We start from the raw sequence: 26269 nt of genomic DNA on the forward strand, positions 1-26269 counted from the left end.
GTTCTACCCCACGATAGCGCCATTTCCGGATGGCGCTATTTAGTTTGGGAATAGGAGGGAAATGGTTCGTAATTACTGGTTGTATTTCTCATTTGCATGCAGTTTATCAAATTCGGCCACGGAATCAGGATTGGTAAAAATATAAGGGGAAACCGGCTGCTCAATCGTTTTGATCTGCCCGGCTTTTATTTGCAATGTCTCCTTGCCGTCAATTGTCGTGGCTTGAATGGTTCCCTTAATTTCGACCCAGGTATCTTTGGTGAACGTGGAGGCGTTGTCACTTTGAACAAGCACGCCAAATGGAATAGCATCGGCTGGACAACACATCATGAGAAAGCGGCTCAAGGCAAACGTATCCGGCTTCATGTCTTCCTCCCGATAAACAAAGCCTTGAAGGGTTATATTTTTATGCAGGAACGGCTGTTTATACATATCGATGGCACCGATGGTTTCCGAGAAAATCGAAGAATTCACTTCTATCACTGGTTGAAGGTACAACCGCTTGGCGAGCTCGGCGAACTCCGTGCTGTATTTATCCTTTGCTATGAATAACTCATCTAAAGTGCCTTGCACAGGGCTTGAGGCCCGGGGCGGCACGCCTGTGGGATTTTCAGCGATTGGGGAGGACAGCTTTACATCTGCCAACTTATCCCGAATGTCCGGATCAGGGGCGGAGTATATGATGCCTTTTTTGGCGGCCATATCGCTTCCAAGCGCCTGATCAGGCAGAAGCAATCCGAGTATTAGGGGAACCGCGAACAGCCCGTAGACATTCACATTTTTTAAAAAGCCCAATGGCAGGGGATGATCACAGTCGCATATTTTGTCCGAATTGCCTGTAACGGAATGCCATGCCATCCCGAATGCGATGAAGAGAAGAGGAACCGGACATAGCAGCAATAGCTTCTGCATGGAAGGGGCCAAGTAATAATGTAAGGAGTTCGTATCATTCAGATGTATGATATATAACGATAAAACGGCGAGTAAAAAGGCTCGGAAGAGATAATGGACCCGCAATCTTAAGGTGAGAACCATCCCTGTTCAACTCCTTCATACAAATTGCATCCGAATCAGAAAATCGACAGCTACAGAACCGATAAATATTAGAACAATCAGCAAAAGACTAAGCAAGATAACAAATTTGAGCTTGAAAGTAGCCAGCAGCATGAGCAAGCCTTTGAAATCCAGCATAGGTCCCAGTACTAGGAAGGAAACGAGTGGACCTACGGAAAAGGCATGTGTGAAGGCGGAGGCGACAAAAGCGTCGGAGGTGGAGCATAGCGATAATACAAAAGCAAACCCCATCATAAATAAATAGGAGGAAATAGAGCCATTTCCAAGAGCAAACAGTTCGGCACGGGGAACTAAAGACTGGATACAAGCTGTTACGAAAGCGCCCAGCACCAAATATTTGCTCATTTCTATCAATTCATTCCCGGCATGGACGAAGAAGCTTTCCCATGTTTTGGGATGCTGATGCAAGCCCGCGCTGCCCGATTCCAGCTGGAACCTTTGCAGAGATTGCTTTAACGGCTGTTTGGGGGACAGCATGTATACAATTAATCCTACCGATATCGACACAGCAAAAGCCAGTCCCATTCGGGCCAGGATCACTTCGGGATGTGAGCGAAACGCGACCATGGTTGCCACCAACACGACCGGATTCAGAATAGGGCCGCTGAGAATGAAAGTTACTGCGATGTATACCGGCATCCCTTTCAAGATCAATCTGCGAACGACGGGAATCATTCCACATTCGCAGATAGGCAATATGATTCCCAGCATGGAACCAAGGAGTACGCCGACTACCGGATTTTTCGGATTTAAGCGGCGAATCCACTCTTCCTTTATGACGATTTGAAGTAGAGACGAGAGCAGCACGCCCAAAATAATGAACGGCAGGGCCTCCAGAAAAACACCGATAAAGAGCGTCTTAATTTGCTGCAGCTGCGGGTGTGCGAGGAGGCTGACGTTGTTCTGGTACGAGACGGTCAGGACTGGTATAAGAAAGATGACGACAAAGAATAGGGGCATCATTTTATAGAAGTTTGAAACTTTCATTAAAAGCCTCCTGCGATAGAATGATATATATATTCATTTTATGCTTGGGTTTCTAGCAAATAACCTTTTATGCGAAATTAATCAGAAAATTTACGAATAAACCGGAACAGAGCATGTTGGCAGAATTCACAGTATATTCGCGATGTAAGGCCAGGGATGCTTAATCGATCATATGACAATGCCCCCCTTTCTTGATAAAATACAAGGACAGGTTTTTACGGATTCATTATCAATAGGCTCGTCGCTTTGTATAAAAGGGAAGGGAAAGTGCGGATTATGAAAGAAAGCCACTCAAAAGTAAAAGAGATGCTTGATACGATGGCACGGAACGGATGGAGGGTGACTGAACAGCGCAGAACGCTGGCGCAAATTTTTGCGGATTATGATGGTTACCTATCGCCGAAGGATGTATATAATCAAATGTCGGTCCGCTATCCGGGCATGAGTCTGGACACGGTATACCGCAATCTTCGAATTCTAAGCGAGATGGGGGTTTTGGAGCACTTTTATTTCATGGAGGGCGGCTTGAAGTTTAAAGGAAGCTGTACAGCTCATCACCATCATCATTTGATTTGCGTAAGTTGTGAAAAAACACTTCCTTTTGATTACTGCCCTATGGATCAAGGGCCCGGTCTGCCAGGGAACTATAAGGTGCTGCGCCATCGCTTTGAGGTTTATGGGATTTGCGAGGAATGCCAGACTCTTGGGGACGCAGAATCCTTAGAGCAGGGATCAGAGGATGCCGGTCAATCTAATCATGAAGCTCATTGACAAAGCGTCGATGGGCTTTTATGATGTATTTATTCGTAATTTTTACGTTTAAATACGAAGGAATGGAAGGATAGATGGATGCTGAAGCTCAGACGCGGCGATGTTCTGTTGATCGTGATTTTGTTAGTGCTGGGATCGGCATGGCTCCTGTTTCGCCAGGCTATGGAGAGCCAGCAATCGTATGATCCGGGCACACTTGTGGCCGAAATTAATGTGGATGGAGAGCACTATAAAAGCGTGCCTTTAGATAGCGCAGAGCAGAGCATCGATATACGGACAGAGTACGGTCACAATATTCTGAAGGTATTTGACCACGGAATCCAGATGATCTATGCGGATTGTCCGAAGAAGATTTCCATGCAGATGGGCTTTATTTCCCGTCCGAACGAAACGATCATTTGCGTGCCAAACCGGATTTATGTGGAGATCGTCCATACTGGCGGCGCACCTGCCCCTGCGGAGGACGGAATCGACGCATATGTTCGTTAGACGCCGCTGCCGTACCGGGGCGGTGGTGAGCTTTCGTTATCGTTAGTACCATGGGACATCCTTGACGATGTATGGGGTACGCGTGGAAAAGGGCGATTTACTTGGTCATACGCGTTGAACCGAGGCTACCTCCCAGCCACCTCCTACCTGATGTGTGGAGTGGAACGGATAGGCTGAGTAGGGTGAGGCGGGAGAGTAATGCGGAGTGGAATAGGTAAACCAAGTAGAGTGAGGCGGGAGCTAATGCGGAGTGGTATGGAGGACTGAGTAAAGTGGGTCGGGAGAGTAGTGTGGAGTGGGAACTAAGTAGAGGTGGGTCGGGAGAGTAGTGTAGAGTGGTTTGGAAGGCTGAGTAGAGATGGATCGGAAGAGTAATGTGGAGTGAAATGGGTAGGCCAAGTAGAGTGAGGCGGGAGCTAATGCAGAGTGGAATGGAAGACTGAGTAGAGTGGATCGGGAGAGTAATATGGAGTGAAATGGGTAGGCCAAGTAGGGTGAGGCGGGGAGTAATGCGGAGTGGAATAGGTAGACCAAGTAGAGTGAGGCTGGAGCTAATGCGGAGTAGTATGGAGGACTGAGTAAAGTGGATCGGGAGAGTAATGTGGAGTGGAAGGCCAAGTAGGGTAGATCGGGAACTAATGCAGAGTGGAATGGGAGACTGAGTAGAGGTGGATGGGAAGAGTAATGTGGAGTGGGGGGAAGACTAATACGAAAGCAAGCCCGAGAAGGTAAGAAGGTGTAAAATTGGCCAGCTGCCCTATTCCGGATTGTTGAACAGCCAGTTGACAAACCTATACAACCTTTAACGAAACACCGTATCGTTATTTCAACCCAAACGACCGAATTATAATTCTAACGAAACTCCATATCGTTATTTAAGAGAAAAGCAAGCTTTTGGCCTCGATTTGCCTTCAATAGCGATACCCTGTTTCGTTAAAAATTGAGAGAGCCCATTTTGGGTCGAATAGCGATACCCTGTTTCGTTAGAGTTGGCTTTGTTCATTTATCCAACTGTAAAGCCGTCAAATGGGCGCGACAGAGGTCATCTGAATGAGTCTAGATGACTTCTTTTTTTGTCTATTGGAGAGGCGGGTCGGGAGAGTAATGTGGATTGGAATGGAAGATTGAGTAGGGTGGATCGGGAGAGTAATGCAGAGTAGTTTGGAAGGCTGGGTAGAGGTGGGTCGGGAGAGTAGTGTAGAGTGGTTTGGAAGGCTGAGTAGAGGTGGATCGGAAGAGTAATGTAGAGTGGAGTGGAAGGCCAAGTAGGGTAGATCGGGAGCTAATGCAGAGTGGAATGGGAGACTGAGTAGAGTGGACCAAAAAGCTAAGATGGGAGCAAGCCCAAGAAGGTAATAAGGTGTAAAATTGGCCAGCTCCCCTATTCCTCCGGATTGTTGAACAGCCGGTTGACAAACCTATACAACTTTTAACGAAACACCGTATCGTTATTTCAACCCAAACGACCGAACAATAATTCTAACGAAACTCCATATCGTTATTTAGGAGAAAAGCAAGCTTTTGGCCTCGATTTGCCTTCAATAGCGATACCCTGTTTCGTTAGAAATCGAGAGAGTCCTTTTTGGGCCGAATAGCGATACCAGGTTTCGTTAGAGTTGGCTTTGTTCATTTATCCAACTGTAAAGCCGTCAAATGGGCGCGACAGAAGTTATCTGGATGAGTCTAGATGACTTCTTTTTTGTCTATTATAGAGGCTGGTCGTTAGAGTTATGTGGAGTGGTATAGAAGGCCAAGTAGAGTGAGCGGGAGCTAATGCAGAGTGGAATGGAAGACTGAGTAGAGTGGATCGGGAGAGTAATGTGGAGTGAAATGGGTAGGCCAAGTAGGGTGAGGCGGGGAGTAATGCGGAGTGGAATGGAGGACTGAGTAAAGTGGATCGGGAGAGTAATGCAGAGTGGACTGAAAGCCTGAGTAAAGCTCCGGCCGATATTTAACCATGACTTGCATAAGCTAGTTCCCAATGAAGTTGACGATCTATTTTTATCATGCTACCATATACACAAAAGACCCAAGAACGGAATCCAGTTCGTTCAATAACGCTCAAACCATCGAGGTGAACTTCATGCAGCTTACTAAACGTCGACTGCAATTTCTGGACAAATTAATTGAATTATATCAGCGCACAAGACTGCCTATTCATTATGAGACATTAGCGACCTCCTTAGGTGTGAGCAAATGGACCGCCTATGACATGATGAAGGAAATGGAGAAGCAGGGGTTCGTAAGCCGCAGCTATGAGGTGAACGCCAAGGAAACCGGGAGATCGCAGGTGGTATTCGCTCCTACCGAGCAGGCTAACGATCTATTTAAGCAGAGCCGGGAGGATAACTTCGATTCGTCCGATTGGGAGCATACGACAGCGCATATCCGGAAGCTGCTAGGCAGTGTCAAGGACAGCAATGCGAATGAGGTTATTCGCAAAGTCATGAGCGAAATCTCGTCCAAAGCGTCAAATCTGGAATTCTGCGGTTATATCCTTGGTCTGTTTTTGATCTATATCAAGAAACTTGGAACCAAGACAGAGCGTTTGGTCACTGGACTGGTCAGCAAGAGACTCCATAGCGAGAGCGGAATTCAACTGTTTGTCGGTACCGTTCTGGGAACGATTATTCAGACGATTAACGATGAAATGGGAAATGAACTGACGGAGCTGGTCTCCAAGTTTCTGGACACTTTGAACAGACTGTCCAACAACGAGCAGCGAATGCTGTCCGATTTGCTGCATGAAGCTTTAGCTTAAAGGCTTTAGCTTTTCGATAGTTTTTTGGTCTTTTGTGTATTTGGTGTAGTGAAGAATTATTTTAGATGAGTGAAGGAATTAAAGGTGGAGCGTGATGATTATGAAAACCGGCTTAGTATTGGGCGGAGGAGCCGTGCGGGGTCTGGCGCATATCGGTGTGCTAAAAGTATTCGAGAGGAACGGGATTAAAATCGATCGGATAGCGGGCACTAGCATGGGCGGTGTGATCGGCGGCTTGTATGCAGCCGGAGTGCCTGCCGAGGCGATTGAGGATAAGATTCTGAACACTCCGAAATATCGTCTGCTTGATATGGGAATTCGCCATCGCGGCCTGCTGGCGGGTAAAGCCGTTCATCAGGTCATTAATGAATTGCTGCAACAGCACAGCACGCAAGGAGTGCTTATCGAGCAACTCCCGATGGAGTTTAAAGCGATCGCGGTTGATCTGATGTGCGGACAGCAGGTTGTTCTGGATCATGGAGATTTGGGAACCGCTCTGAGGGCGACAACCGCATTTCCCGGCGTGTTTGCTCCGTTAATGGATGGCGACCGGATGCTTGTTGATGGCGGAGTGCTTAACAATTTGCCCGTGGAGGAAGCGCTGGATGATGGGGAAGCATGTTATATTATTGCCGTGGACGTCGCCAGAGAGCATGAGAAAAAACCGCCGCGCAATATGATCGAGGTAGTCTATCGCTCCTACGGCTTGATGGCAGCGGGGCGAAGGCATGTCAGTCTCAAACAGGCCGATTATGTGATCCGTCCGGAGGTAGGGTATTACGCGTCATTTGATTTTACCAAAGCGGAAGAATGCATTAAGGCGGGGGAAGAGGCTGCAGAAAGATGTCTGGCGGAAATCCGGCAGCGTATTGAACTTGAGCAGTCAAGGGTGGTTTAGGGGTCTGGCACCCTGTTTTTTGGTCTTTTGTGTATTCATTATTTATAGCGATCAAGGAGTGAAAACTCATGAGCAGCGCATTGGCACAAAGAATGGTACTGTTTGCGATTTACGCTTTCGCCGGCTGGCTTCTGGAAACATCCTATGCAAGCATTCGAGAGCGGCGTTTTGTAAATCGGGGCTTTTTGTGCGGGCCCTTTTGCCCCATTTATGGCTTTGCAGCGTTATTGATCCTTGCCGTTACAGCACGGGCAGGGGCAAGGCTGGATGATCCTTGGGCACGCGGCCTGGCTATCATCTTGGTGTCCGCTCTGTTGGTCACCTGGCTGGAATATGCTACAGGTTGGCTACTGGACAGGGTTTTTCATCGAAAATGGTGGAATTACCAGGGCCGAAAAATGAATATCGGTGGTTACGTCTGTGTAGAATACTCCCTGCTTTGGGGAGCCTTGGCTTTTGTGCTGGCAGAGTTGATCCATCCGGCTATCCTGCAGCTGCTCACGCCTTTACCGGCCTGGTTCAATATTACAGCGGCCTGGATCATCCTGTTCTATTTCGCCATAGATACAGGCGTCTCAGTCAGTAAGGAATGGCAGCGCAAGCATTCAGCCGGTTTGCATAGGCTTAAACTGCGCTAGTTTAATAGGGAGCCGGAAGGCGTTATGAGGAGAGAATCCCTCAGCGCAGCTCGGCTCCTATTTTCTTACCTTCACTGCTAATATTCGTCAACGGGAGGCGCAGGCGGTGGGAGCGGATATGTCCGCGTTCAGCCAGCAGCCATTTCAGCGGGGCCGAATTCGGCTCCGAGAGCCAAGGCATAACAGATTGGATGGTATAGAAAGGTGGCAAATGGAGGGTTACGGACTTGCTTCGATTCGCTAAGATCGGGTTGACTCAGGGTTCGCTGTGAAGTTAGCTTCACAGGGCCATTCGAAAACAGCGAAAGAAGTGATAGAAGTGGCAAGCATGGATTTACGAAAATGGCCTGCTGAGCTGGGGGACGTTCATTGGAATGTTCCTTGTACTGCTTGCAGGGGCATTAGTAACGAAGACGGGCTCTGGACGAGGCTGTGGGAGCGATTGGCCATTATGTAATGGCAAATTTATTCCCGCTTATACGCTGGAGTCGATGATCGAATATTCGCATCGCATGGTAACGGGAGTAGTAGGTTTGCTCGTGCTCCTGACATTTATTTATACATGGCGTTATTTAAGGCATCCTGAAGCGTTACTGTATGCAGGCGGCACACTACTGTTCACGATTATCCAGGCCTTGATGGGGGCAGCAGCCGTTATATGGCCACAGCAACCGGCTGTTATGGCGCTTCATTTTGGAATTTCATTGTTAGCGGTCGCCTGCAGCATGCTGCTTGTGTTATGGAGCCATCGGATGAAGAGAATCGAGAAGCAGAGCTACGCACGGCAACTCCCTGCGATGGGTTATTTCATGGCTTGCGGAATCTGGCTATTTTGTTACGGTGTAGTGTATCTCGGGGCTTATATACGCCATAAGCAGGCTGGGGGAGGCTGCAAGGGCTGGCCGCTTTGCAATGGTCAACTGATCCCGGATTTATCCGGTTCGGCAGGACCCGTGTTTGCGCATCGGGCTGCTGCACTGATCCTGCTTCTGCTTATCATTGGATTCTATGCTCTTGTCCGTAGTGCCAGATGGAAAAAACAGGCTGCAATGGCTGGGCTTCGACCGGTTACGCTTTGGGCTCTTATTCTGGTCATTGCTCAAATCGGCAGCGGCGCCCTTCTTGGAGTAGCAGCAGGCCATCCGGATTTATTTCTGTTCGCGAGTCTTCTTCACAATGTACTGGCTACGATATTGTTCTGCATTTTATCGGACCAAGCGATCCTGTCCTATAAGTACCATAGCTCGACATAAAACAACCGCCAAGCTCAATCCATCCATTGAGTCTGGTGATTGTTTTATGCAAGCCTGCGGTGATTGCAACTGCTTAGTCTATCAGACTATGCAGCGCCTCGGCGAATTTAGCGATGCCGCTCTCGATCTCCTCCGTCTTTGCCCTGGCATATGTGAAGCGGACGAAGCCGGAATCCGAACCATAGACACCGCCGGGCACGAAGACGACGCCTCTTCGGATCGCTTCATCCAGCAGCTTGCCGTCAGGCACCTTGGGATGAAGCATGCACCATAAATGCAGGCCGCCTTGCGGAGTGACGAATGAGATCTGCTCGCCTAGCTCCCTTCGCAAAGACTCGATGAGCAGATCCCGCTTGAATTGGAGCTGGATTTGCAGACGATCCAGATGAGGCTGGAAAGCGTCCGATTTGATAAATTGAGCGGCAACCTGCTGCGGAATGACGCTCAAGCCGAAGTCCATCTGCTGTCTGGCATCGGCCAAGCGCTGCACGATCGAATTCGGGGCTACCATCCAGCCGATCCTTAGGCCGGAGGCGGCAATTTTGGAGAAAGAGCCGATGTAGAGAATGTTACCGTTGGCATCCATCGATTTGAGCGGGGCAGGGGCTGCTCCTTCAAAGGCTGTTAGGCTGAACGGATCATCCTCAACGATCGGAAGCCCGAGTTCACTGGCGACAGAGAACAATTGCTCACGACGTTCGCTGCTGATAACCGCCCCCGTCGGATTCTGAAAGTTCGGATTCAGAAACACCATTTTAATCCGATGCTTCTTGTATAACTCTTTTATGTCTTCGGGGTGGACGCCGTATTAGTCGACAGGCAGTCGGAACAGGCGGAGTCCGGCCGATTGGAACATCGGCAGCGAGTAGCAGTAGGACGGATCTTCAACCGCCACCGCGTCCCCGGGGGAGAGCAGGCATTGCGTAATCAGATATAGCGATTGCTGAGAACCCGAGGTTATCATGATCGACGATTCCGTAGTCTGGATTCCCCGGTACTTCTGCAAATGCTCGACCAGGGCTTGTCTTAGCGGTATATAGCCCTGCGGGTTGTCATAGCCCAGATATGTGGTGTAGTGATGCTCACGCATCAGGGCGGCAATTTCATCAAGCGGGGCTAAATCTGCAGCTAATTCACCGCTTGCAAAGTCGATCAGCGAAGGATCTTGACTAAGCGCATCCCTTATTTTGCGCAAAAAAGGCAGATTGGGCAGGAAGCTTCCGCCCTCAGCATATCGGTTCCAATTTGGCGTATGTTTTGGTGTGGCGCCCCATTTGGTCCGGCTTACCCGTGTTCCACTGCCCGTGCGGCTTTCGATGATCCCCATCGATCGCAGCTCGGCGAACGCAAGGATCACGGTGCTGCGATTTACACCGAGCTGCTCGGCCAGCTTTCGTTCCGACGGGAGCAGGCTGCCTGGGGGGAACTCGCTGTAGGCGATTCTCTTCTCCAGATGATCGGCAATTTGTTCATAGAGCGGTTTCTTGCTATGACGGTCGGGTTTCCACATGTTCATCACCTTCAGTTGTGAATCTGGCTTATTGTGACTTTTATCATACCACTGATCCTTAGGATTGCAGGGGCTGTTTTCATCACAACCTTGACAATTTTTTTGCGATCCATTGAACATGACGGGTTCTGACGTGATAAATTGATTGGGGCGCTCAGGCAATCCAGTCTGATCCCCCGCCTTAGACTTAGAACGTCGAAATGGTGGGAATAGATAAAGTCACTTCTAACGAAACCTGGTATCGCTATTGGGCCTCAAAAGGACTCTCGATTTCTAACGAAACAGGGTATCGTTACTGAAGGAAAATCGGGGCCTAAAGCTTGTTTCGTTTCTATATGACGGGTTTTACAGTTCGAGAGATGAACAAAGCCAACTCTAACGAAACCTAGTATCGCTATTGGGCCTCAAAAGGACTCTCGATTTCTAACGAAACAGGGTATCGTTATTGAAGGCAAATCGGGGCCTAAAGCTTGTTTTTCTCCCAAATAACGATATGAGGTTTCGTTAGAATAATAATTTGGTTATTTGGGTTGAAATAGCGATACGGTGTTTCGTTAAAAGTTGTATAGGCTAGTCAACAAGCTGTTCAACAGTTCGGAATAGGGGGCAGGCCGATTTTACACCTTTAGCCCTCAGGCTCGTTTCCGTATTAGGTTTCCAATCCGCTCTGCATTAGCTCTCAAGCCACACCACATAATCCAACCTACTTAGCCTATGAACAATTTCTACGTAAACCCGGTTTTTGATACGCAGATGAACATTTCGTTTGGCCGGGTAATAAAGCCCGTCTGGATGAAAATTTTGTTTGGACCCTCCGCATAGAGTATCTTCTCCAAAAAGGCTCGCCAATGAGGGGGAAATGTTCTTATGAAACAGGGGTTCCGTTTGGAACAGCGTGGTCAGGTTTGAGCAGGATCACATCGCCAGCCTCCGGAACGCCACCTATAACAAGCACCTCCGATTTAAATCCCGCGACCCTCCTTGGCGGGAAGTTGACGACAGCTGCGACTTGGCGGCCAATGATAGATTCAGGTGCATATCTCTTTGTAATTTGGGCGCTTGAGCTTTTGATGCCGAGCTCTCCAAAATCAATTTTCATTTTAATGGCTGGTTGGCGCGCTTCCGGGAAGGGCTCTGCTTCCACAATGGTACCGATTCGGATATCAAGTTTTAAAAAGTCTTCAATGGTGGCCATAAATAATCTCCTTCTGGTAAACGATTTGTCCTAAATAGAGGAGTTCAAAAAGTCTACTATTGATCTAAAGTGAGCCGAAGTGAGTCAAAGCAGCAGTTCAACTCGGGGCATCGAATCATGAATTCACACGGATCTAGCGAATGCTTACGAAGTCATGTTACCAGCAGAGCAGCACATGGTGATGACTTTTCCCACTTCAAGCAACTGCCTTCCGAGGTCTTTTTTTTCAAAAACGTGTAGTTCTGCCCCTCAACCCCTGGCTTCAACCAAGCAGAGCGTTTGAAAAAACGCACCTAGCAAAGCATAAGCTTCGATACTGAAACAGAACTTTTTGAACACATATTAAATAGGTTAGTAGTATCACTATAACATTTTGATCGAATAGACCAAATAAATAAGTGCTTTTCGATATATAAACAAATGGATGGCTGCACAAACATAAAAGTGGATGGTTACAATTTATGGTCTATTGGATGGTTTAATTTAGTCCACTCTCTTTTATGATAGGGTTCAGGGTTCGATAAGATACCTCCATGTATTGCCGGAATCGATCATAGAGAGGGATGATAAAGTGAGAAATCGGCAGGTGAAAGTAGCAGTCGTTCAAGCCGCCCCCATCTTGTTCAATAAGCAGTCGGCCTTGGACAAGATCGCTGTGGTGATGAAGGAAGCAGCTGAACAGGGAGCGGAGCTGATCGTCTTCCCTGAAGTGTTCCTGCCGGGATACCCGCGCGGTCTGAGCTTCGGAGCACGCGTCGGAAGCCGTACACCCGAGGGGCGAAAAGATTGGGAACGCTATTGGTCCAGCGCCATCGATGTTCCTGGTAATGAGACGAAGCAGATTGGGGATTTGGCCAGGGAATTGGGGGTTCATCTTGTTATCGGTGTTGTGGAGCGCGATCAGGAGTTCAGTACGGGCACTTTATTTAATACGATGATCTATATCGGGCCTGACGGGGAACTGCTGGGCAAGCATCGCAAGCTGGTTCCTACCGGCTCCGAACGGCTGCTATGGGGGCAAGGCGACGGCAGCACATTAACCGTGATCGATACCCCCTTTGGCAGGGTAGGTGGGTTGATCTGCTGGGAGAATTATATGCCGCTAGCCCGAACAGCGATGTATGCGCAGGGGATCGATATCTATGTAGCCCCGACGGCGGATGCACGGGATTCATGGCAGTCGACAATTCGCCATATTGCTTGCGAAGGCCGCTGCTTTGTCCTCTCCTGTAATCAGTTCGCAACCAGGGAATCCTACCCCGCGGACCTGGCCTGTTATCCGGATATCGAGCAGGATCCCGAAGTGCTTAGTAGAGGGGGGAGCGCAATTGTGGGACCGTTAGGGGAATATGTTGCGGAGCCGCTCTATAACCAGGAGGGCATGCTCGTGGCAACGCTGGATCTCTCCGAGGTCGTACAGAGCCGGTTTGACTTCGATCCGGTGGGGCATTATAGCCGTCCGGATGTTTTTCAGTTGATTGTGAATGAGACGAAGCAGGACATTGTACAGAGAAAACAATAGACAACTATAAATTTTTTATAGCATAAAAAGGGGTTGGAGAGATTGGAAAAAAGCTTGAGAGAACGGTTAGAGACCATTCTGCTAACGAATGAGGACGTAGCCTCAGCGGAAGAGGAATTGCTGTCGATCCTTCCAGAACTTATCGTCTGCAAAGATTGTGAGCAGCATATGCCGGCGCATCGACTGTCTGTGCTTCTTCATACTTACGAGGTAGTGGATGGAGTGAGGAAGGATCTTGCTCTGAAGCTAGCGGCATTATTCCATGATATCGGCAAGCCGTATACCAAGGTTACACGGGATGGAGTGGACAGCTTCAAGGGGCATGAAGAGATTAGCGTTATTCTGGGGGATTTCATCCTGCAGCGTCTGGACTTCGACGATACGATTCGGCGGGAGGTTGGTATGCTGGTCAAATACCATGATACTGAATTGTTCCCGATCCAGGAGAGCATAGACGATATTACCGGAAAAATAGGTATAGATCTGGTACTTCCGTTGCTGGAGCTGCAGCTCTCTGATCTGCTGGCCCATTCCGAGCAGAAGGTGAAGGCCCTCTTGCCGCAAAGAGAGGATACGCTGAAGTTTTTCTTGAGCAGTGTAGGCAGCAAGTTGTAGTGATCCACTTGGTTCTGTAGTTCTAACGAAACTCCATATCGTTATTTTCGCAAAAACAGCATTAAATTAAATCTAACGAAACACCATAACGTTATTTGTGTTCCATTTGATCAAAAAACCATGAAAGTGGCAAAATAACGATCCACCGTTTCGTTAAAATTCCCAACAGCACTTTTTGGTGCAAATAGCGATCTCCTGTTTCGTTAGAAAACGGGATCAAAGGTTAAGAAGGAAGCCCTGGTTCGGGCCTCCCTTTGTGTATAGTGCGGCAGCTTATTTCTCAGCCAAAATCATCAGGAACATCGGTCTGCGGAGTTCATCCTTCATATCGGGAATGCTGCTGAGCATTTCTTCGGATGGAACGGGTTCCTGGACCTCCCGCAACATAAACCCGGCATGAATCAAGTCGTTCATATAAGTCGAAACCGTTCGATGATATTTGATAACATCTTCATTAAGAAATGTAGTGTTCCGCAGCCCCTCAAATTGGTACCGATCCACGGGCCAATGAAGACGATTCCCGCGGTCATCGTAATACCAGTCCTGCTCGTTGCGAGAAGTGAAGATAGGATGTTCTACGGAAAACAAAAAAGAACCTCCCGGTTTGAGACAGGCATAAACTTTGCTGCAGAGTGCATCAAAAGACTGGATGTAGTGAAAAGCCAAAGAGCTAAGGACAACATCAAATTGCGAAGCGGAGAAGCGGATATCCTCTATAGGCATTTTCATATAAGAAATTGCAGGGTCATCCGTCATTTCATCGGCTTTTCGCAGCATTTTCGCAGATATATCTACTCCGGTCACAGAGCTTGCTTGTTGTTCGCGAGCATAACGGCAATGCCAACCGAAGCCGCAACCTAAGTCAAGCACCGTTTTATTTTGCAGCTCAGGCAGCATTTCTTTAAATACATGCCATTCGCCGGCCCCTTCAAGCCCTTTTTCGGAACGAAGCATTTTACCGTAAGCCGAAAAGAAATTTACGTCATCATATTTATTTTGTCTCATCATACATACATCTCCTATAAATTAAGATAGCCTCCTAAAACCGTAAACCAATCATCTCAGGAGGCTACCTATCTCCGTCTGACCATTTCTCTCACCCCAATGTACATAGGTTATGATCATTATTACATAAATGGCGGATGAACTAAAACTGTTCTATTTACGATTACGGAAAACAATGTTATTATCATTTTATAAAATGATAATGATTAATAAGGGGCATAGCGATGACTAAAAAGGCCGATGTACTGCTTCATCCCGTGCGTATGCGCATTGTACAACAATTGCTGTTAGGTAAACCGTTAACGATAGCCCAACTGACCGAAGCGCTTGGCGATGTTCCTCAGGCTACTTTATACCGGCATGTCAATCTTCTGCTCAAGGCGGAGTTAATCGAGATTGCTGACACGCAAAAGGTGAAGGGGACGGAGGAGCGTCTATTTTCAGTAAGAGAAGGTAACCTGAAGGTTCCCGAAGGGGAAATCGAATCGACCTCAATTGAGGATCACATTCGTTATTTTTCCGTATTTCACAGTAATTTGCTGCAGCTGGCTACCACGTATCTGGCGAATACGTCACCTGAGAAATACAAAGAAGAAGGGTTTGGATACTGGTCCACACCGATTCATGTGAGCGACGAAGAATTTATAGAGCTGGTTCAATCCGTTAACCAATGCCTTGAGAAGGTATTGGATAACAAGCCTTCGTCGGAGCGGAAGACACGTCTCTTTGCCGGCATGTTCATTCCGCAAAAATCCGAGCAATCATAAAGAGGAGGAGATCATGATGAGTGTGCAAGTTGTTTTGGGTGACCGTGAATTAATCGTAAATATTTCAGGTCTGGAAGTGGCAGCTATTTTGAAAAAAGAGATTAAAATCCCTTATGCTTCAATCGTGGATGTACAACCGGGCAGCTTCGAGTTCCCATGGACTGCGGTAAAAAGAACAGGGATTACGACAAATAATTATAAAGCCGGAAGCTTTGTGATCCAGAGGGAGAAATATTTTCTGGCCTATCATGATGCGCATAAAGTTGTTATTCTCAACCTCGACGGAGCTGAATTCGATAAAATCGTCTTGGGGAGCGAAGCTCCTGAACAGCTGGCGAACGATATTAGGTCACACTGCAGCCTACTTCAATAGACATTGGTTTGGCATAGGCCCGCTTAAATAGCACTGCAACATCCAAGGGGGAGCGTCTGAAGATGCATTGTAAAGAATACGGTGAATCGTTAGGCGCTTCCCTGCGGTTATTTTCCTTCCACAATCGCTTCATATAAAAGGTTCAGACCTGTCTCCAACTGTTCGAAGCTGGCGTATGCATAAGAAAGCCGGATATAGTTCCCCTTATCGAGGGAGATGATCCTCATTCCAGCAGACTGAAAAGGACGAACTGAATTCAAATAAGAAGGGGATTCTTGAAAAACGGTTGAGCCCGGCTCTAGCAAACCTAGTGAAATCAACTGCAGAGCCTGTAGCGCGCCCGACACGCTCATGATACTGTCTGGGGTGACTTGAATTCCTCTCTTGATGGCATATCGGCTGAGAGCATGACGAAGCTGTCTGCTCCCCTTTGGTTCGGAGTAACCGAGATCCCGGGAGGTAAGCGGGATGTTCTGCAAAGAGCGCTGTAAGGCGGCCGTTGGCAGCAGTTCCGGGGACTGCTCACCGGTTCCTAGCCGGATGATATCCTCCCGCTGCTCATATTCATTAATAAGCTGGATTGTCCGGAAATTCGGTTCATAAATGCTGCAGGAGATGTGCTTCTCCCAATCCGGATGATTGTTCTTGATTAGAACATTCCAGCTATTGTTCGATACATAGGTTCCATCGCCGACCCTTGCAGAGTTCCCCGCCGTACCCCATTCGATTTTAGCAACCCGAACCCCTAAAAATCGAATGGAGGAAGTCATATGACAACAATTAATTTGCCGGCAGCGCTTACCGCGGCGGTAATACGTTTTTTATGGCATAGCTATCCACCCACCGAATAACGGTTTTTTCTTTTCCGCATAAGCGGTGAGTGTTTTTGTCATATTTCATTATGGTGGACTTCAAGCCAAGTTGGCCCGAAGTCAGTTACAAACCATGTATCTAAGATTTCGTTAGCATTTTTTGTGTCAGTGAATTTAGAATGGTAGAGGGTGTTATTTTTGATGTAAACACCAGTAGTTTATTATACAAGCCCACAATTATAGAAGTGCGGCCTTTGAGCATAGCACGATAACCAATGTCCGCTACGGTCTCCGGTTCCATGACAAAAAGTGTAAACAGTAAAGTACTCTCCATCCCTGCTTTGGATGCAAAAGCGGTTTTGGTAGAGCCGGGGCAAAGCGTTGTGACTACAACGCCAGTTCCTTTGAGTTCTGCATTAATACCTTTTGACATTTGTAAAATATAGGCTTTAGTGGCTGCATATACAGCATCATTGGGACAAGCCATATAAGAGCCGGTTGAGCCTAAATTGATAATACGACCATATTTCTTTTCTACCATAGACGGTAAGAAAAACTTCATCAATTCAGTGGTACATATTGAATGAAGCTGAATCATAGCCACTTCCTTTTCAATGTCAGTTTCAAGAAATGTACCACACTCGTTAAAGCCCGCATTGTTTATTAATATCTCCACCACAAGCCTGCGCTGTGTAACCTCCGTATATACCCTTTTGGCTGCACCCCGTTCCGTAAGGTCAATGGCGATAGTATACACTACGACATCATATTCTTTGGATATCATCGTTTGCTGATTCAACAGTTTACTCTCATCTCGGGATACAAGAATAAGATTGTATTTTTCTTTTGCCAGTTTTTCGGCAAAGGCTTTGCCAATGCCACTGGTGGCACCTGTTACTACTGCATATTTAGTCATGCTTAATACCTCCCAAAACCTCCCTAAAATGGTTCCATTCTTCTGCATAATCAACACATTTTGCATTAGAATTATTAAGAGCTTCATCATAAAAGGCGATTTTTTTATCAATCAACCGTGCAAGCATTTGATATATGCTAATCTTTTCTTCGATATATTTTTGATGGTCTTTGAGTATTGCCCTACGCTCTGGAATAGAATTATTCTCTCCTTGCATAAGAAGAGATACATATTGTTTGATTTTGAATATGGGCATATCTGTGTCTCGCAAACAACGAATAAGGAATATCCATTCAACATCTGCCTCACTGTAAGAACGATAGCCAGAAGCATCTCTCTTAATTGGGGGCAGTAGACCTTCTTTTTCATAATATCGAAGGCCATCCTTTGAAAGCCCTAATTTTTTTGCCACTTCACCAGCAGAATACATCGTCACACCACCTTTCCTACTATTTAACATATCCCAATGGAGTGCACTCCATGTCAAGGCTTTTTTTGAAGATCATAAGAGTTTTGCTAAATCAGCAAGCAGGGCAAGTGTGCACACACTTGCACATTTTGAGGCTTTTCCCTTCCGGTCAAATCTCAAAATTGCTTGTTGGGGTAGCCACCCCAAACCCGGCCTAAGTTGCGTCATTTCGCTGTCGCTCATTCCTTATTTGACTTCGGGCCGACTTGGCTCGAAGTCCTAAAGTACAACCAACTTTGCAAAGTGGTCTAAGAGCCCTGAATACTGTTAAAGGGCCAACTTGCGGATAAAGGCACTCTGATTTTGACTGTTCACCTCTACCATACGTTCCCGTATGGCGGCTAATTCTTCATGTGTTACCATGATATGAAGCCGTAAATTCCGTTCTCTTTTCGGCATAATATTTGCCCTCCAATTCAAATATATCTGTTGTTCAATTTTCCTTTATTTCTTAGGACTATACATTGTCTGTTGGCTATCTATCTCGTTATTTTAGTGTTCGGTAGCTGCTTCCTTATGGACACTGCCCATTGGAACAGTAAATATTTGGAAGACAAAATTCAGGAATAATAGAACAAACCGTAGGAAGAAAACAGCCTGGTCGTTAGGTATGATAGACATATAAATGGAGTTCAAAAAGGTCGATTTTCAGCACCGAAGCTGAGACTTCCGATGTGCGTTTTTGCAGAACAGTTCTGTTGTTGGATGAAGCCAGGGTCTAGGGAGCGAAGCTACCCGTTTTCGAAGAAAACGACCTCGACAGGCAGTTGCTGGTAGAGGGTACGTGAGTACCTGAGATGTTACCGTAGGCAATATGCCTTCGAAAGCATCTGCTTAGGCCCGGTTGAATTTAAGGATCAATGCCGAGTTGCCGCCTGGTAAATCTTCGTGTTAGAGTATGGAATTTATTCGTTATCAGCGGGAGCTGATGAAATTCTATATCGCAAGAAAACGTACCTTAGGATCGCGGTCGCTAAGCCTTGAATAACTTCGATTGGCTTATTAACAGAAACGGGCTTTTTGAACAATCTCTCTAAACATATAAAAAGACATTCTGGGCTAAATGAGCAGGAAGCGGGAGGAATACGAATATGACAAGAGTAACGGTATGGAATGAATATCGTCATGAGCAGACGGACGCTAAGGTTCGCGAGGTATACCCGGAAGGAATTCACGGGCAACTGGCCAGCTTCTTGAAGGAAGCGGGTATGGACGTGAAGACAGCAATACTGGATGAGCCGGAGCACGGCCTGACGGAGGAAGTGCTTAACGATACTGACGTATTGATCTGGTGGGGACATGTCGCCCACCAAGAAGTAAGCGATGAGGTTGTAGAACGGGTGCATCGCCATGTCCTGCGCGGAATGGGACTTGTCGTACTGCATTCGGCGCATATGTCGAAAATCTTCATGAAGCTGATGGGTACGAGCTGCGACTTGAAATGGCGCGAGGCGAATGAGCGTGAGCGTCTGTGGGTTATGGATCCGAGCCATCCGATTGCGGAAGGCATTGGCGAATATATCGAGCTGGAGCAGGAAGAAATGTATGGTACTCATTTCGATGTGCCGGCGCCAGATGAGCTGATCTTTGTCGGCTGGTTTGAAGGCGGCAATGTATTCCCGAGCGGTTCGACTTATCGCCGCGGCAACGGGAAGATTTTCTACTTCCAGCCTGGCCATGAGACGTATCCGACGTATTACCACCCGGATATTCAGCAGGTCATCATTAACGGAGTCCGCTGGTGCGAACCTGTGAAGCGCGCTTATCCGGTCTACGGTCATTCCGAGGCGTTGGAGCAGGTAAGCAAGAAGAATTAGTGAGTGAGTAGTATCAAATCTCTATAACAAAAGAAAATGAAGGACGGGCCTCGTACGAATAACGGAGGCGCCGTCCTTTTTTGCGCAGGTTTACAACCTATATCAGATTGTCTAATATAGTCAGTGAGTACAAGACAACCGAAGACTACGAGGGATGAATGTGAGCATTTATTTGGAACTCCCGGAGTTGAATAAGGACTTTTCCTTCAGGAGCTTTGTTAACTCTGGGGCAGGGTTATGTTATCCACATTGGCACAAAGAAATAGAAATTATATATGTGACGAAGGGCAGCCTGGAGCTGGGAATTAACGATGTTCCGATCCGGATGCATGCTGGACAGATTCAGTTCATTGCCGGCGGGGACGTCCATTATTTTCTGGCTGCACCGGAGGGGGAACGGATCGTCATTCAATTTGATCTGAGCTTGTTCTATGATTCCTCCACCGATGCGGAGCGGAAGAAATCGATTAGCGATTCCTTTATGAAGATGGAGCATTCGAGCTGGAAATGGCCCGACCCTGTAATGGAGCGGATACGCGTCCTGGTGGAGGATATGCACGAGGAGAATATCTCGCGCCGGGAAGGCTATATGTATATGGTTAAGGCGCGGTTATTTGAGATGCTGCCGATGATTTTCAGGGATATCCCCCGTAATGAAATGGCCAAGTACGCCAGCAACGGAAATATCCGGTCCCGTGAGACACTGGAGCAGCTGGAGCGGGTCTTCTCCTATGTGGAGGAGCATTATCAGGAATCGGTGACGCTGAAGGAAGTGGCAGAATATATGGGCTTTGATCCGTTCTATTTCAGCAGGCTGTTCAAGAAAAATACCGGGAAGAATTTCATTACATTTCTGAATGAGTACCGCCTGAATAAGGCGAAATGGCTGCTTTTAACCGAGGAGGGATCGATGGCTGACGTCGCGGAAGCTTCGGGCTTCGGCAGTGTGAAGACGTTCCATCATCTATTCAAAGAGGCAACAGGGCTCTCACCGCTAAAATATAGGAAGACGCTCTCGGGCAAAGAGTAACCGTCGGTTGGTTATCAGGTTTCCTGTAGTCGTCCCCGTCCCTATGGTTATTATTGTTATGCGAAACCACGATTGGTGGCATATTGGGGGATGGTGCGGAGCGTTTGCGAGGCTAGCGGCCAATATTTTCGCTTGATTTGCTAGCTAACGAAACTGGGACACGTTATTTAGGAGGAAAAGAGGCTGCTGAAAATGTAACGAAACACCATACCGTTATTTGGGCGAAAAAGGGGTCAATCTGCGGGTTTGGCGGCAAATAGCGATACCACGTTTCGTTAGAGAATTATGAGGCGGTATTTTGGGCAAATAGCGATTGTCAGTTTCTTTAGAATTGGTTAAGACATATTGGAGACTTGGAGACGTGCGGGGCGTTTACGTGGTGCGGCTAGCGGCCAATATTTTCGCTTGATTTGCTAGCTAACGAAACTGGGACACGTTATTTACGAGGAAAAGAGGCTGCTGGAAATGTAACGAAACACCATATCGTTATTTGAGCGAAAAAGGGGTCAATCTGCGGGATTGGCGGTAAATAGCGATACCACGTTTCGTTAGAAAATTATGAGGCGGTATTTTGAGCAAATAGCGATTGTCAGTTTCGTTAGAATTAGTTAAGACATATTGGAGACGTGCGGGGGCATTTGCGTGGCGAGGCTAGCGGCCAATATTTTCGCTTGATTTGCTAGCTAACGAAACTGGGACACGTTATTTAGGCGAAAAAGAGGCTGCTGAAAATGTAACGAAACACCATACCGTTATTTGGGCGAAAAAGGGGTCAATCTGCGGGATTGGCGGCAAATAGCGATACCACGTTTCGTTAGAAAATTATGAGGCGGTATTTTGAGCAAATAGCGATTGTCAGTTTCGTTAGAATTGGTTAAGACATATTGGAGACTTGGAGACGTGCGGGGCGTTTACGTGGTGCGGCTAGCGGCCAATATTTTCGCTTGATTTTGCTAGCTAACGAAACTGGGACACGTTATTTACGAGGAAAAGATGCTGCTGGAAATGTAACGAAACACCATATCGTTATTTGAGCGAAAAAGGGGTCAAGCTGCGGGATTGGCGGCAAATAGCGATACCACGTTTCGTTAGAAAATTATGAGGCGGTATTTTGAGCAAATAACGATTGTCAGTTTCGTTAGAATTGGTTAAGACATATTGGAGACTTGGAGACGTGCGGGGCGTTTACGTGGTGCGGCTAGCGGCCAATATTTTCGCTTGATTTGCTAGCTAACGAAACTGGGACACGTTATTTAGGCGGAAAAGAGGCTGCTGGAAATGTAACGAAACACCATATCGTTATTTGAGCGAAAAAGGGGTCAATCTGCGGGATTGGAGGCAAATAGCGATACCACGTTTCGTTAGAGAACTTTCAGGCGGTATTTTGAGCAAATAACGATTGTCAGTTTCGTTAGAATTGGGATAGGTTGCTCTGGGACCTCACAGATGCTCAGAACCCCAGAAACCAGAACTTTGGGATCTTCGGAGTTCATATCTCAGAACCTCACAACTTCGGACTTTAGAGGCTCAGACCCAACGAACTCGTCGGGAGGGAGTTACGCAGATGCGCCCGAAGGCGGAAGAGCGCCGAAGAGCGCCGAAGAGCGCAGCAGGTAACGCCGCTGAACGCCAAAGGTAACGCTACAGAACGCAGCAGAACACCAGAAAACGCAGCAGAACACCAGAAAAGGCAACACAACGCAACACAACGCAGCAGAACGCAGCAGAACGCAACAAAACGCTGCCGAGCGTAGCAGAACGGCAGCGATTGCTCACAGATTGCCGCAGGTAACGCTGCAAAATCGCCTTAATAAAACAGGGACAGGCCGAGAGAAGCGGCCTGTCCCTGTGTGGTTTTATTTTGAGATCGAGAAAGGAAGCTCTTCCGGCTTGTAGTCGCGGTAAGTTGGAGCTAAGCCGAGACGGAAGTCGAGCGTCTTGCCTTCCATAATATCTTCGTGGGTAATAAATAGCTTGGTGTAATCCTGACCCGCCAGCTTGACGCCGGATACGAAGTTGGACTGCGGATTATTGTTATCCGTGCGGATTTGCATTTGCTTGCCGTTCGGCAGCTCAATCGTTACCTGATCGAATAATGGAATGCCAAGCACATACTCGTTGCTGCCAGGGGATACCGGATAGAAGCCCATGGAGCTGAATACATACCAGCCGGCCATACTGCCGTTATCCTCGTCGCCAGGATATCCATTAAAGCCGCTGTTGAACAGATTCGTTACGATCTGTTTGATTACAACCTGCGATGAGGCCGGCTGTCCGACATAGTTGAACAGATATGGAATGTGGAAGCTTGGCTGATTGGAGATTGCTACTTGCCCAAAATCGATAGCGGCCATTTCACTCATCTCGTGAATCTCGAAGCCGTAGCCGAGCACATCAAAATCCGGCGCTTTATTACATAGTTCTGTGAGCTTAGCGAAGAAGCGTTCTTTTGAGCCATAGGCATCGATTAGCCCTTGGAAATCCTGGAATACAGCGAAGCCGTTCTGCCAGGCGCTTCCCTCGGCATAGTCCCGTCCCCAGCTCGTGTCGTTGAAGTCGGGACGGAATTGTCCGTTCTGATCTTTGGCCCGCATAAAGCCGAGCTCGGAATCAAAGATATTGCGGTAATTCAGCGCGCTCTCGCGGTATTTGTCGGCGATATCCGACTTGCCCAGTATATCGGCGACACGGCTGATGCAATAATCGCTATAAGCGTAGTCCAGCGTATGGTTAACGCTCTCATGATAGTTGCTCGGAACATAACCGTATTTTATATAGTCCAGTGTGCCTTGGCGTCCGTAGCAAGTTTGCTCGCTCTGGGTCGTCGCCGCTTTCAGCATCGCTTCCAGCAGCTCAGGCATCATGTTCAATCCGATTCCCTTGGCTGCGGCATCTGCGATAACCGCGTCGATCAAGGTGCCCGGCATCAGTCCGCGCTCATCCGGGGACAACCATTTCGGCAGGAATCCGGCTTCCCGGTAAGAGTTCAGATAGCCTTCCAGCATCTCTTCATATTCCTGCGGCGCTAGGATGGAGTAGAGTGGATAGACGGTCTTATAAGTATCCCAGAAGCCGTTATTCGTATAGAGGACACCCTTCTTGACCGTTCTTGCTGTGGTATCATAATGAACCGGCTCCATATTGGCATCCAGCTCGTAAAACTTCTGCGGGAACAAGAACATGCGATACAGGCAAGTGTAGAAGGTGCGCAAATACTCTTCATTGGAGTGCGATACCTGAATTTTGCTCAAATATCGGTTCCAGGCCTGGGCGCTTTGCTCTTTCAACTCATCGATCGACAAATTCAGTTCTCGCTCCAGGTTAAAATTAGCTTGCTCACCGCTAATAAAAGAAGTCGCCAGCTTGACATTAAGGGAATCAGTCTCACAGTCCTTGAAGCGGATAACAAAATGACGGTCCTTACCGCTGACCGATGCTTCGCTATAGAGCTTGCCTTCTTCGTCGTAATAGCCGGAGGTGTCCGGATCGATCTTTTTATTGAAGCTCATCGTTACGTGCATGCGGAATTGATCGTCATGGCAGCCGGCAAAATTGCTGACATAGCCGTTGAGTCTGCGGTTAGCGGCATCCAAATGCCATTCGCTGATGTTCTTCACGTTCAGCACAAGCCCGGCCTGATGGCGAGAATGATACTGAATGCGCAGTGCAGCTCCGTAACATGTTGGAACCAGTTCGCTGGTAATGTTGTAGCGCTGTTGTTTCACCCTGACGTAGTTCGGCTTAAATACCGCTTCTTCCGGCCGGTATGAGCTCTGGCAGGTGAAGACGGTGCCCCTAATCTTATCATCTGCAATAGGTGTCATTAGAAAATGGGCGAAGTCCCCCATCCATGGACTTGGTTGGTGGGTGAGACGGAAGCCCTGGAAGACGCGGTCCAGCGGGTTAAAGAACCAGCTTCCCTCATCGTTAGTTTGAACCGCAAAGTGATTCATGCCGAACGGGACGGATGTATATGGAAGTGTGTTCCCATTCGAATAAGAGTGCTTGTTGTTGGTGCCTTGTCTGGTATCAATATAATGCAGCATATAGACACTCCTTCAAATTTGAATGATGTAGGCGTTTATAGATGCTTCACGGTCTGACGCCGGATCAGTTGAACCGGAACGATCACATTGTCCTGTGGCCGCTGCGGGTCTTCGAGCATCCCGATCAGATTCTTGGCAGCCATATAGCCCATTTGTGCAAAATCCTGAGAAATGGTCGTGAGCTTAGGTTCTACGAAGCTGGATAGATGAATATTGTCGAAGCCTACAATTGAGAAGTCATCCGGTATCGATAGCCCGGTATCCTTGGCGATTTGCATGATCTCAATTGCGATCAGGTCATTCTCCGCTACAATCCCGGTAATCCCGTTGTCCATAACCGCTTGAATGAACGCCCTGTAGTACTCCTTGCCGTCACCACCCTCATGGGATAAATAACGTTCTGTCAGATCGTTCACGCTATAATCGATCAGTCCGTTGTCGTAGAGCGCTTGCAAATAACCGAAGTAACGCTCCCGGATGGACGAAGACTTCTCGATTCGGGAAGGGGTGAGAAAGGCGATTCTTTTATGATTGTTCTCAATCAGGTGCTTGCAGGCTTGGTATCCGCCATCAAAATTGTCGGAGACAACGTAAGGGAACGAAATACCATCGATGATCTTATCCATCGTAACCAGCGGAAACTTCGACTGATAATATTGGTACAAAATGCCGAGATCCTCGCTGCTGCTCACCGGATAGATGATCAGACCTGAATGGTTGTTATGAAGCGCCGTCTCCAGCAGCCTGCGTTGTCCGATCACAGTGTTGGATTGAATATTTAACGTATAATCGGTCGTCGCTAAATATTCATTAATCCCTTTCTCATAATCACCAAGTCCCGGGTTATGGCTGAATGGCAGAATGAACAAAATCTCTTTGCCAATCCGGGGCAGAGGGCGGAGAGGAGGTAGATCAGCATGGACGAAGCTGCCTTTACCCTGTACCCGGTAGATCAAATTGGCATTTTCCAGCTCGGTCAATGCCCGCTTGGATGTAATCCGGCTCACTTTGAACTCTTTAGAGAGCTCCGCTTCGGTAGGGAGCTGGTCCCCGGGCTGAAGCTCTCCGGAAGCAATCCTTGCTTTCAATGTGTTGACGATATGTTGATATAGTGGAATCTGTTCCATATTTTTCTCCTCACTAAATTTGGTATATCATTTATTTGCTTGATATGTCAATTAGGAATATGTTAACGCTACAAAATTGAAGTTATTATGTAGAATATACGATAGAACAGGCTTTTCAGCAATACATAGGCTGATGTTATAGTAGTATAACCATTTTTAATGGCAATAAATAAGGGATGTACACGCTAGACAAA

At 47.5% G+C, this 26269-nt stretch carries 23 protein-coding genes and 1 pseudogene; 12 read left to right on the plus strand and 12 right to left on the minus strand.

The genetic code is table 11. The features are described from left to right. Positions 1 to 72: 72 nt before the first annotated feature. Together BN1360_RS14465 and BN1360_RS14470 are read right to left on the minus strand one after the other, a co-directional pair. Positions 73 to 1035 carry a TIGR03943 family putative permease subunit gene (locus tag BN1360_RS14465; RefSeq protein WP_068780561.1) on the minus strand — a complete coding sequence of 321 codons (963 nt, stop codon included), beginning with the start codon at positions 1033 to 1035 and terminating at the stop codon, positions 73 to 75. A 15-nt stretch (positions 1036 to 1050) separates the two neighbouring features. Next, positions 1051 to 2061, minus strand: coding sequence for a permease (locus BN1360_RS14470; protein ID WP_068780562.1), 1011 nt, complete (start codon positions 2059 to 2061; stop codon positions 1051 to 1053). A 276-nt stretch (positions 2062 to 2337) separates the two neighbouring features. Here BN1360_RS14470 and BN1360_RS14475 point away from each other — a divergent pair, with 276 nt between their 5' ends. The 5 genes from BN1360_RS14475 to BN1360_RS14495 all read left to right on the plus strand — a co-directional run bounded on the left by BN1360_RS14475 (position 2338) and on the right by BN1360_RS14495 (position 7618). Further along, positions 2338 to 2832, plus strand: coding sequence for a Fur family transcriptional regulator (locus BN1360_RS14475; RefSeq protein WP_068780563.1), 495 nt, complete (start codon positions 2338 to 2340; stop codon positions 2830 to 2832). Between the two features lie 78 nt (positions 2833 to 2910). Beyond that, positions 2911 to 3321, plus strand: coding sequence for a NusG domain II-containing protein (locus BN1360_RS14480; protein WP_068780564.1), 411 nt, complete (start codon positions 2911 to 2913; stop codon positions 3319 to 3321). A gap of 2083 nt (positions 3322 to 5404) precedes the next feature. After that, complete coding sequence (locus BN1360_RS14485; RefSeq protein ID WP_068780565.1) at positions 5405 to 6082, plus strand: DNA-binding protein; 678 nt, start codon at positions 5405 to 5407, stop codon at positions 6080 to 6082. A 97-nt stretch (positions 6083 to 6179) separates the two neighbouring features. Continuing rightward, on the plus strand, positions 6180 to 6980 hold the full coding sequence (locus tag BN1360_RS14490; RefSeq protein ID WP_068780692.1) for a patatin-like phospholipase family protein: 801 nt from the start codon (positions 6180 to 6182) through the stop codon (positions 6978 to 6980). A gap of 68 nt (positions 6981 to 7048) precedes the next feature. After that, entirely contained in the window at positions 7049 to 7618 is a 570-nt protein-coding gene (locus BN1360_RS14495; RefSeq protein WP_068780566.1) for a putative ABC transporter permease, read from the plus strand. A gap of 40 nt (positions 7619 to 7658) precedes the next feature. Here the strand turns inward: BN1360_RS14495 and BN1360_RS14500 are convergent, their stop codons facing one another. After that, positions 7659 to 7799: a hypothetical protein gene (locus BN1360_RS14500; RefSeq protein WP_195714269.1), complete on the minus strand. Its 141-nt coding sequence runs from the start codon at positions 7797 to 7799 to the stop codon at positions 7659 to 7661. A 169-nt stretch (positions 7800 to 7968) separates the two neighbouring features. Between BN1360_RS14500 and BN1360_RS14505 the strand changes: the two genes are divergently transcribed. Next, positions 7969 to 8871 (plus strand): COX15/CtaA family protein, encoded by a 903-nt coding sequence (locus BN1360_RS14505; RefSeq protein ID WP_476445256.1) that lies wholly within the window; start codon positions 7969 to 7971, stop codon positions 8869 to 8871. A gap of 73 nt (positions 8872 to 8944) precedes the next feature. Here the strand turns inward: BN1360_RS14505 and pdxR are convergent. After that, positions 8945 to 10381 (minus strand): annotated as a pseudogene (gene pdxR / locus BN1360_RS14510) (MocR-like pyridoxine biosynthesis transcription factor PdxR). Between the two features lie 865 nt (positions 10382 to 11246). Beyond that, positions 11247 to 11576 (minus strand): chaperone CsaA, encoded by a 330-nt coding sequence (gene csaA, locus BN1360_RS14515; RefSeq protein ID WP_068780568.1) that lies wholly within the window; start codon positions 11574 to 11576, stop codon positions 11247 to 11249. A 571-nt stretch (positions 11577 to 12147) separates the two neighbouring features. Between csaA and BN1360_RS14520 the strand changes: the two genes are divergently transcribed. Continuing rightward, positions 12148 to 13098 carry a carbon-nitrogen hydrolase family protein gene (locus BN1360_RS14520; protein WP_068780569.1) on the plus strand — a complete coding sequence of 317 codons (951 nt, stop codon included), beginning with the start codon at positions 12148 to 12150 and terminating at the stop codon, positions 13096 to 13098. 42 nt (positions 13099 to 13140) lie between these two features. Further along, positions 13141 to 13713, plus strand: a complete 573-nt coding sequence (locus BN1360_RS14525) for an HDIG domain-containing metalloprotein (RefSeq protein WP_068780570.1) — start codon at positions 13141 to 13143, stop codon at positions 13711 to 13713. 273 nt (positions 13714 to 13986) lie between these two features. Here the strand turns inward: BN1360_RS14525 and BN1360_RS14530 are convergent, their stop codons facing one another. Beyond that, positions 13987 to 14718 carry a class I SAM-dependent methyltransferase gene (locus tag BN1360_RS14530; RefSeq protein ID WP_068780693.1) on the minus strand — a complete coding sequence of 244 codons (732 nt, stop codon included), beginning with the start codon at positions 14716 to 14718 and terminating at the stop codon, positions 13987 to 13989. Between the two features lie 224 nt (positions 14719 to 14942). Between BN1360_RS14530 and BN1360_RS14535 the strand changes: the two genes are divergently transcribed. Together BN1360_RS14535 and BN1360_RS14540 are read left to right on the plus strand one after the other, a co-directional pair. Continuing rightward, a complete protein-coding gene (locus BN1360_RS14535) occupies positions 14943 to 15485 on the plus strand; it encodes a helix-turn-helix domain-containing protein (protein WP_068780571.1) in 543 nt (180 codons plus the stop codon). 13 nt (positions 15486 to 15498) lie between these two features. Next, positions 15499 to 15858 (plus strand): PH domain-containing protein, encoded by a 360-nt coding sequence (locus BN1360_RS14540; RefSeq protein WP_148466580.1) that lies wholly within the window; start codon positions 15499 to 15501, stop codon positions 15856 to 15858. A gap of 107 nt (positions 15859 to 15965) precedes the next feature. Here the strand turns inward: BN1360_RS14540 and BN1360_RS14545 are convergent, their stop codons facing one another. From BN1360_RS14545 to BN1360_RS26230, 4 genes are all read right to left on the minus strand, one after another. Further along, positions 15966 to 16628 carry an aminotransferase-like domain-containing protein gene (locus BN1360_RS14545; protein WP_068780573.1) on the minus strand — a complete coding sequence of 221 codons (663 nt, stop codon included), beginning with the start codon at positions 16626 to 16628 and terminating at the stop codon, positions 15966 to 15968. Positions 16629 to 16809: 181 nt separating this feature from the next. Next, positions 16810 to 17586: an SDR family NAD(P)-dependent oxidoreductase gene (locus tag BN1360_RS14550; RefSeq protein ID WP_068780574.1), complete on the minus strand. Its 777-nt coding sequence runs from the start codon at positions 17584 to 17586 to the stop codon at positions 16810 to 16812. Beyond that, the gene (locus tag BN1360_RS14555; protein ID WP_068780575.1) at positions 17579 to 18016 is read right to left on the minus strand and encodes a MerR family transcriptional regulator; all 438 of its coding nucleotides are present in this window, start codon (positions 18014 to 18016) and stop codon (positions 17579 to 17581) included. The genes BN1360_RS14550 and BN1360_RS14555 overlap by 8 nt, the downstream gene beginning before the upstream one ends. Before the next feature lie 306 nt (positions 18017 to 18322). Then, a complete protein-coding gene (locus BN1360_RS26230; RefSeq protein ID WP_267490887.1) occupies positions 18323 to 18454 on the minus strand; it encodes a hypothetical protein in 132 nt (43 codons plus the stop codon). Positions 18455 to 19146: 692 nt separating this feature from the next. Between BN1360_RS26230 and BN1360_RS14560 the strand changes: the two genes are divergently transcribed. Both BN1360_RS14560 and BN1360_RS14565 read left to right on the plus strand, forming a co-directional pair. Then, positions 19147 to 19872 (plus strand): ThuA domain-containing protein, encoded by a 726-nt coding sequence (locus BN1360_RS14560; RefSeq protein WP_068780576.1) that lies wholly within the window; start codon positions 19147 to 19149, stop codon positions 19870 to 19872. A 160-nt stretch (positions 19873 to 20032) separates the two neighbouring features. Beyond that, positions 20033 to 20902 carry an AraC family transcriptional regulator gene (locus tag BN1360_RS14565; RefSeq protein ID WP_068780577.1) on the plus strand — a complete coding sequence of 290 codons (870 nt, stop codon included), beginning with the start codon at positions 20033 to 20035 and terminating at the stop codon, positions 20900 to 20902. Positions 20903 to 22758: 1856 nt separating this feature from the next. On the opposite strand, the gene BN1360_RS14570 is transcribed toward BN1360_RS14565, so the two are convergent. Next, positions 22759 to 24948, minus strand: coding sequence for a GH92 family glycosyl hydrolase (locus tag BN1360_RS14570; protein ID WP_068780578.1), 2190 nt, complete (start codon positions 24946 to 24948; stop codon positions 22759 to 22761). 35 nt (positions 24949 to 24983) lie between these two features. Beyond that, positions 24984 to 26075, minus strand: coding sequence for a GntR family transcriptional regulator (locus tag BN1360_RS14575; protein WP_068780579.1), 1092 nt, complete (start codon positions 26073 to 26075; stop codon positions 24984 to 24986). Positions 26076 to 26269 lie beyond the last annotated feature (194 nt).

This window comes from Paenibacillus sp. GM2 (genome assembly GCF_900069005.2).
Classification (GTDB): Bacteria; Bacillota; Bacilli; order Paenibacillales; family Paenibacillaceae; genus Fontibacillus.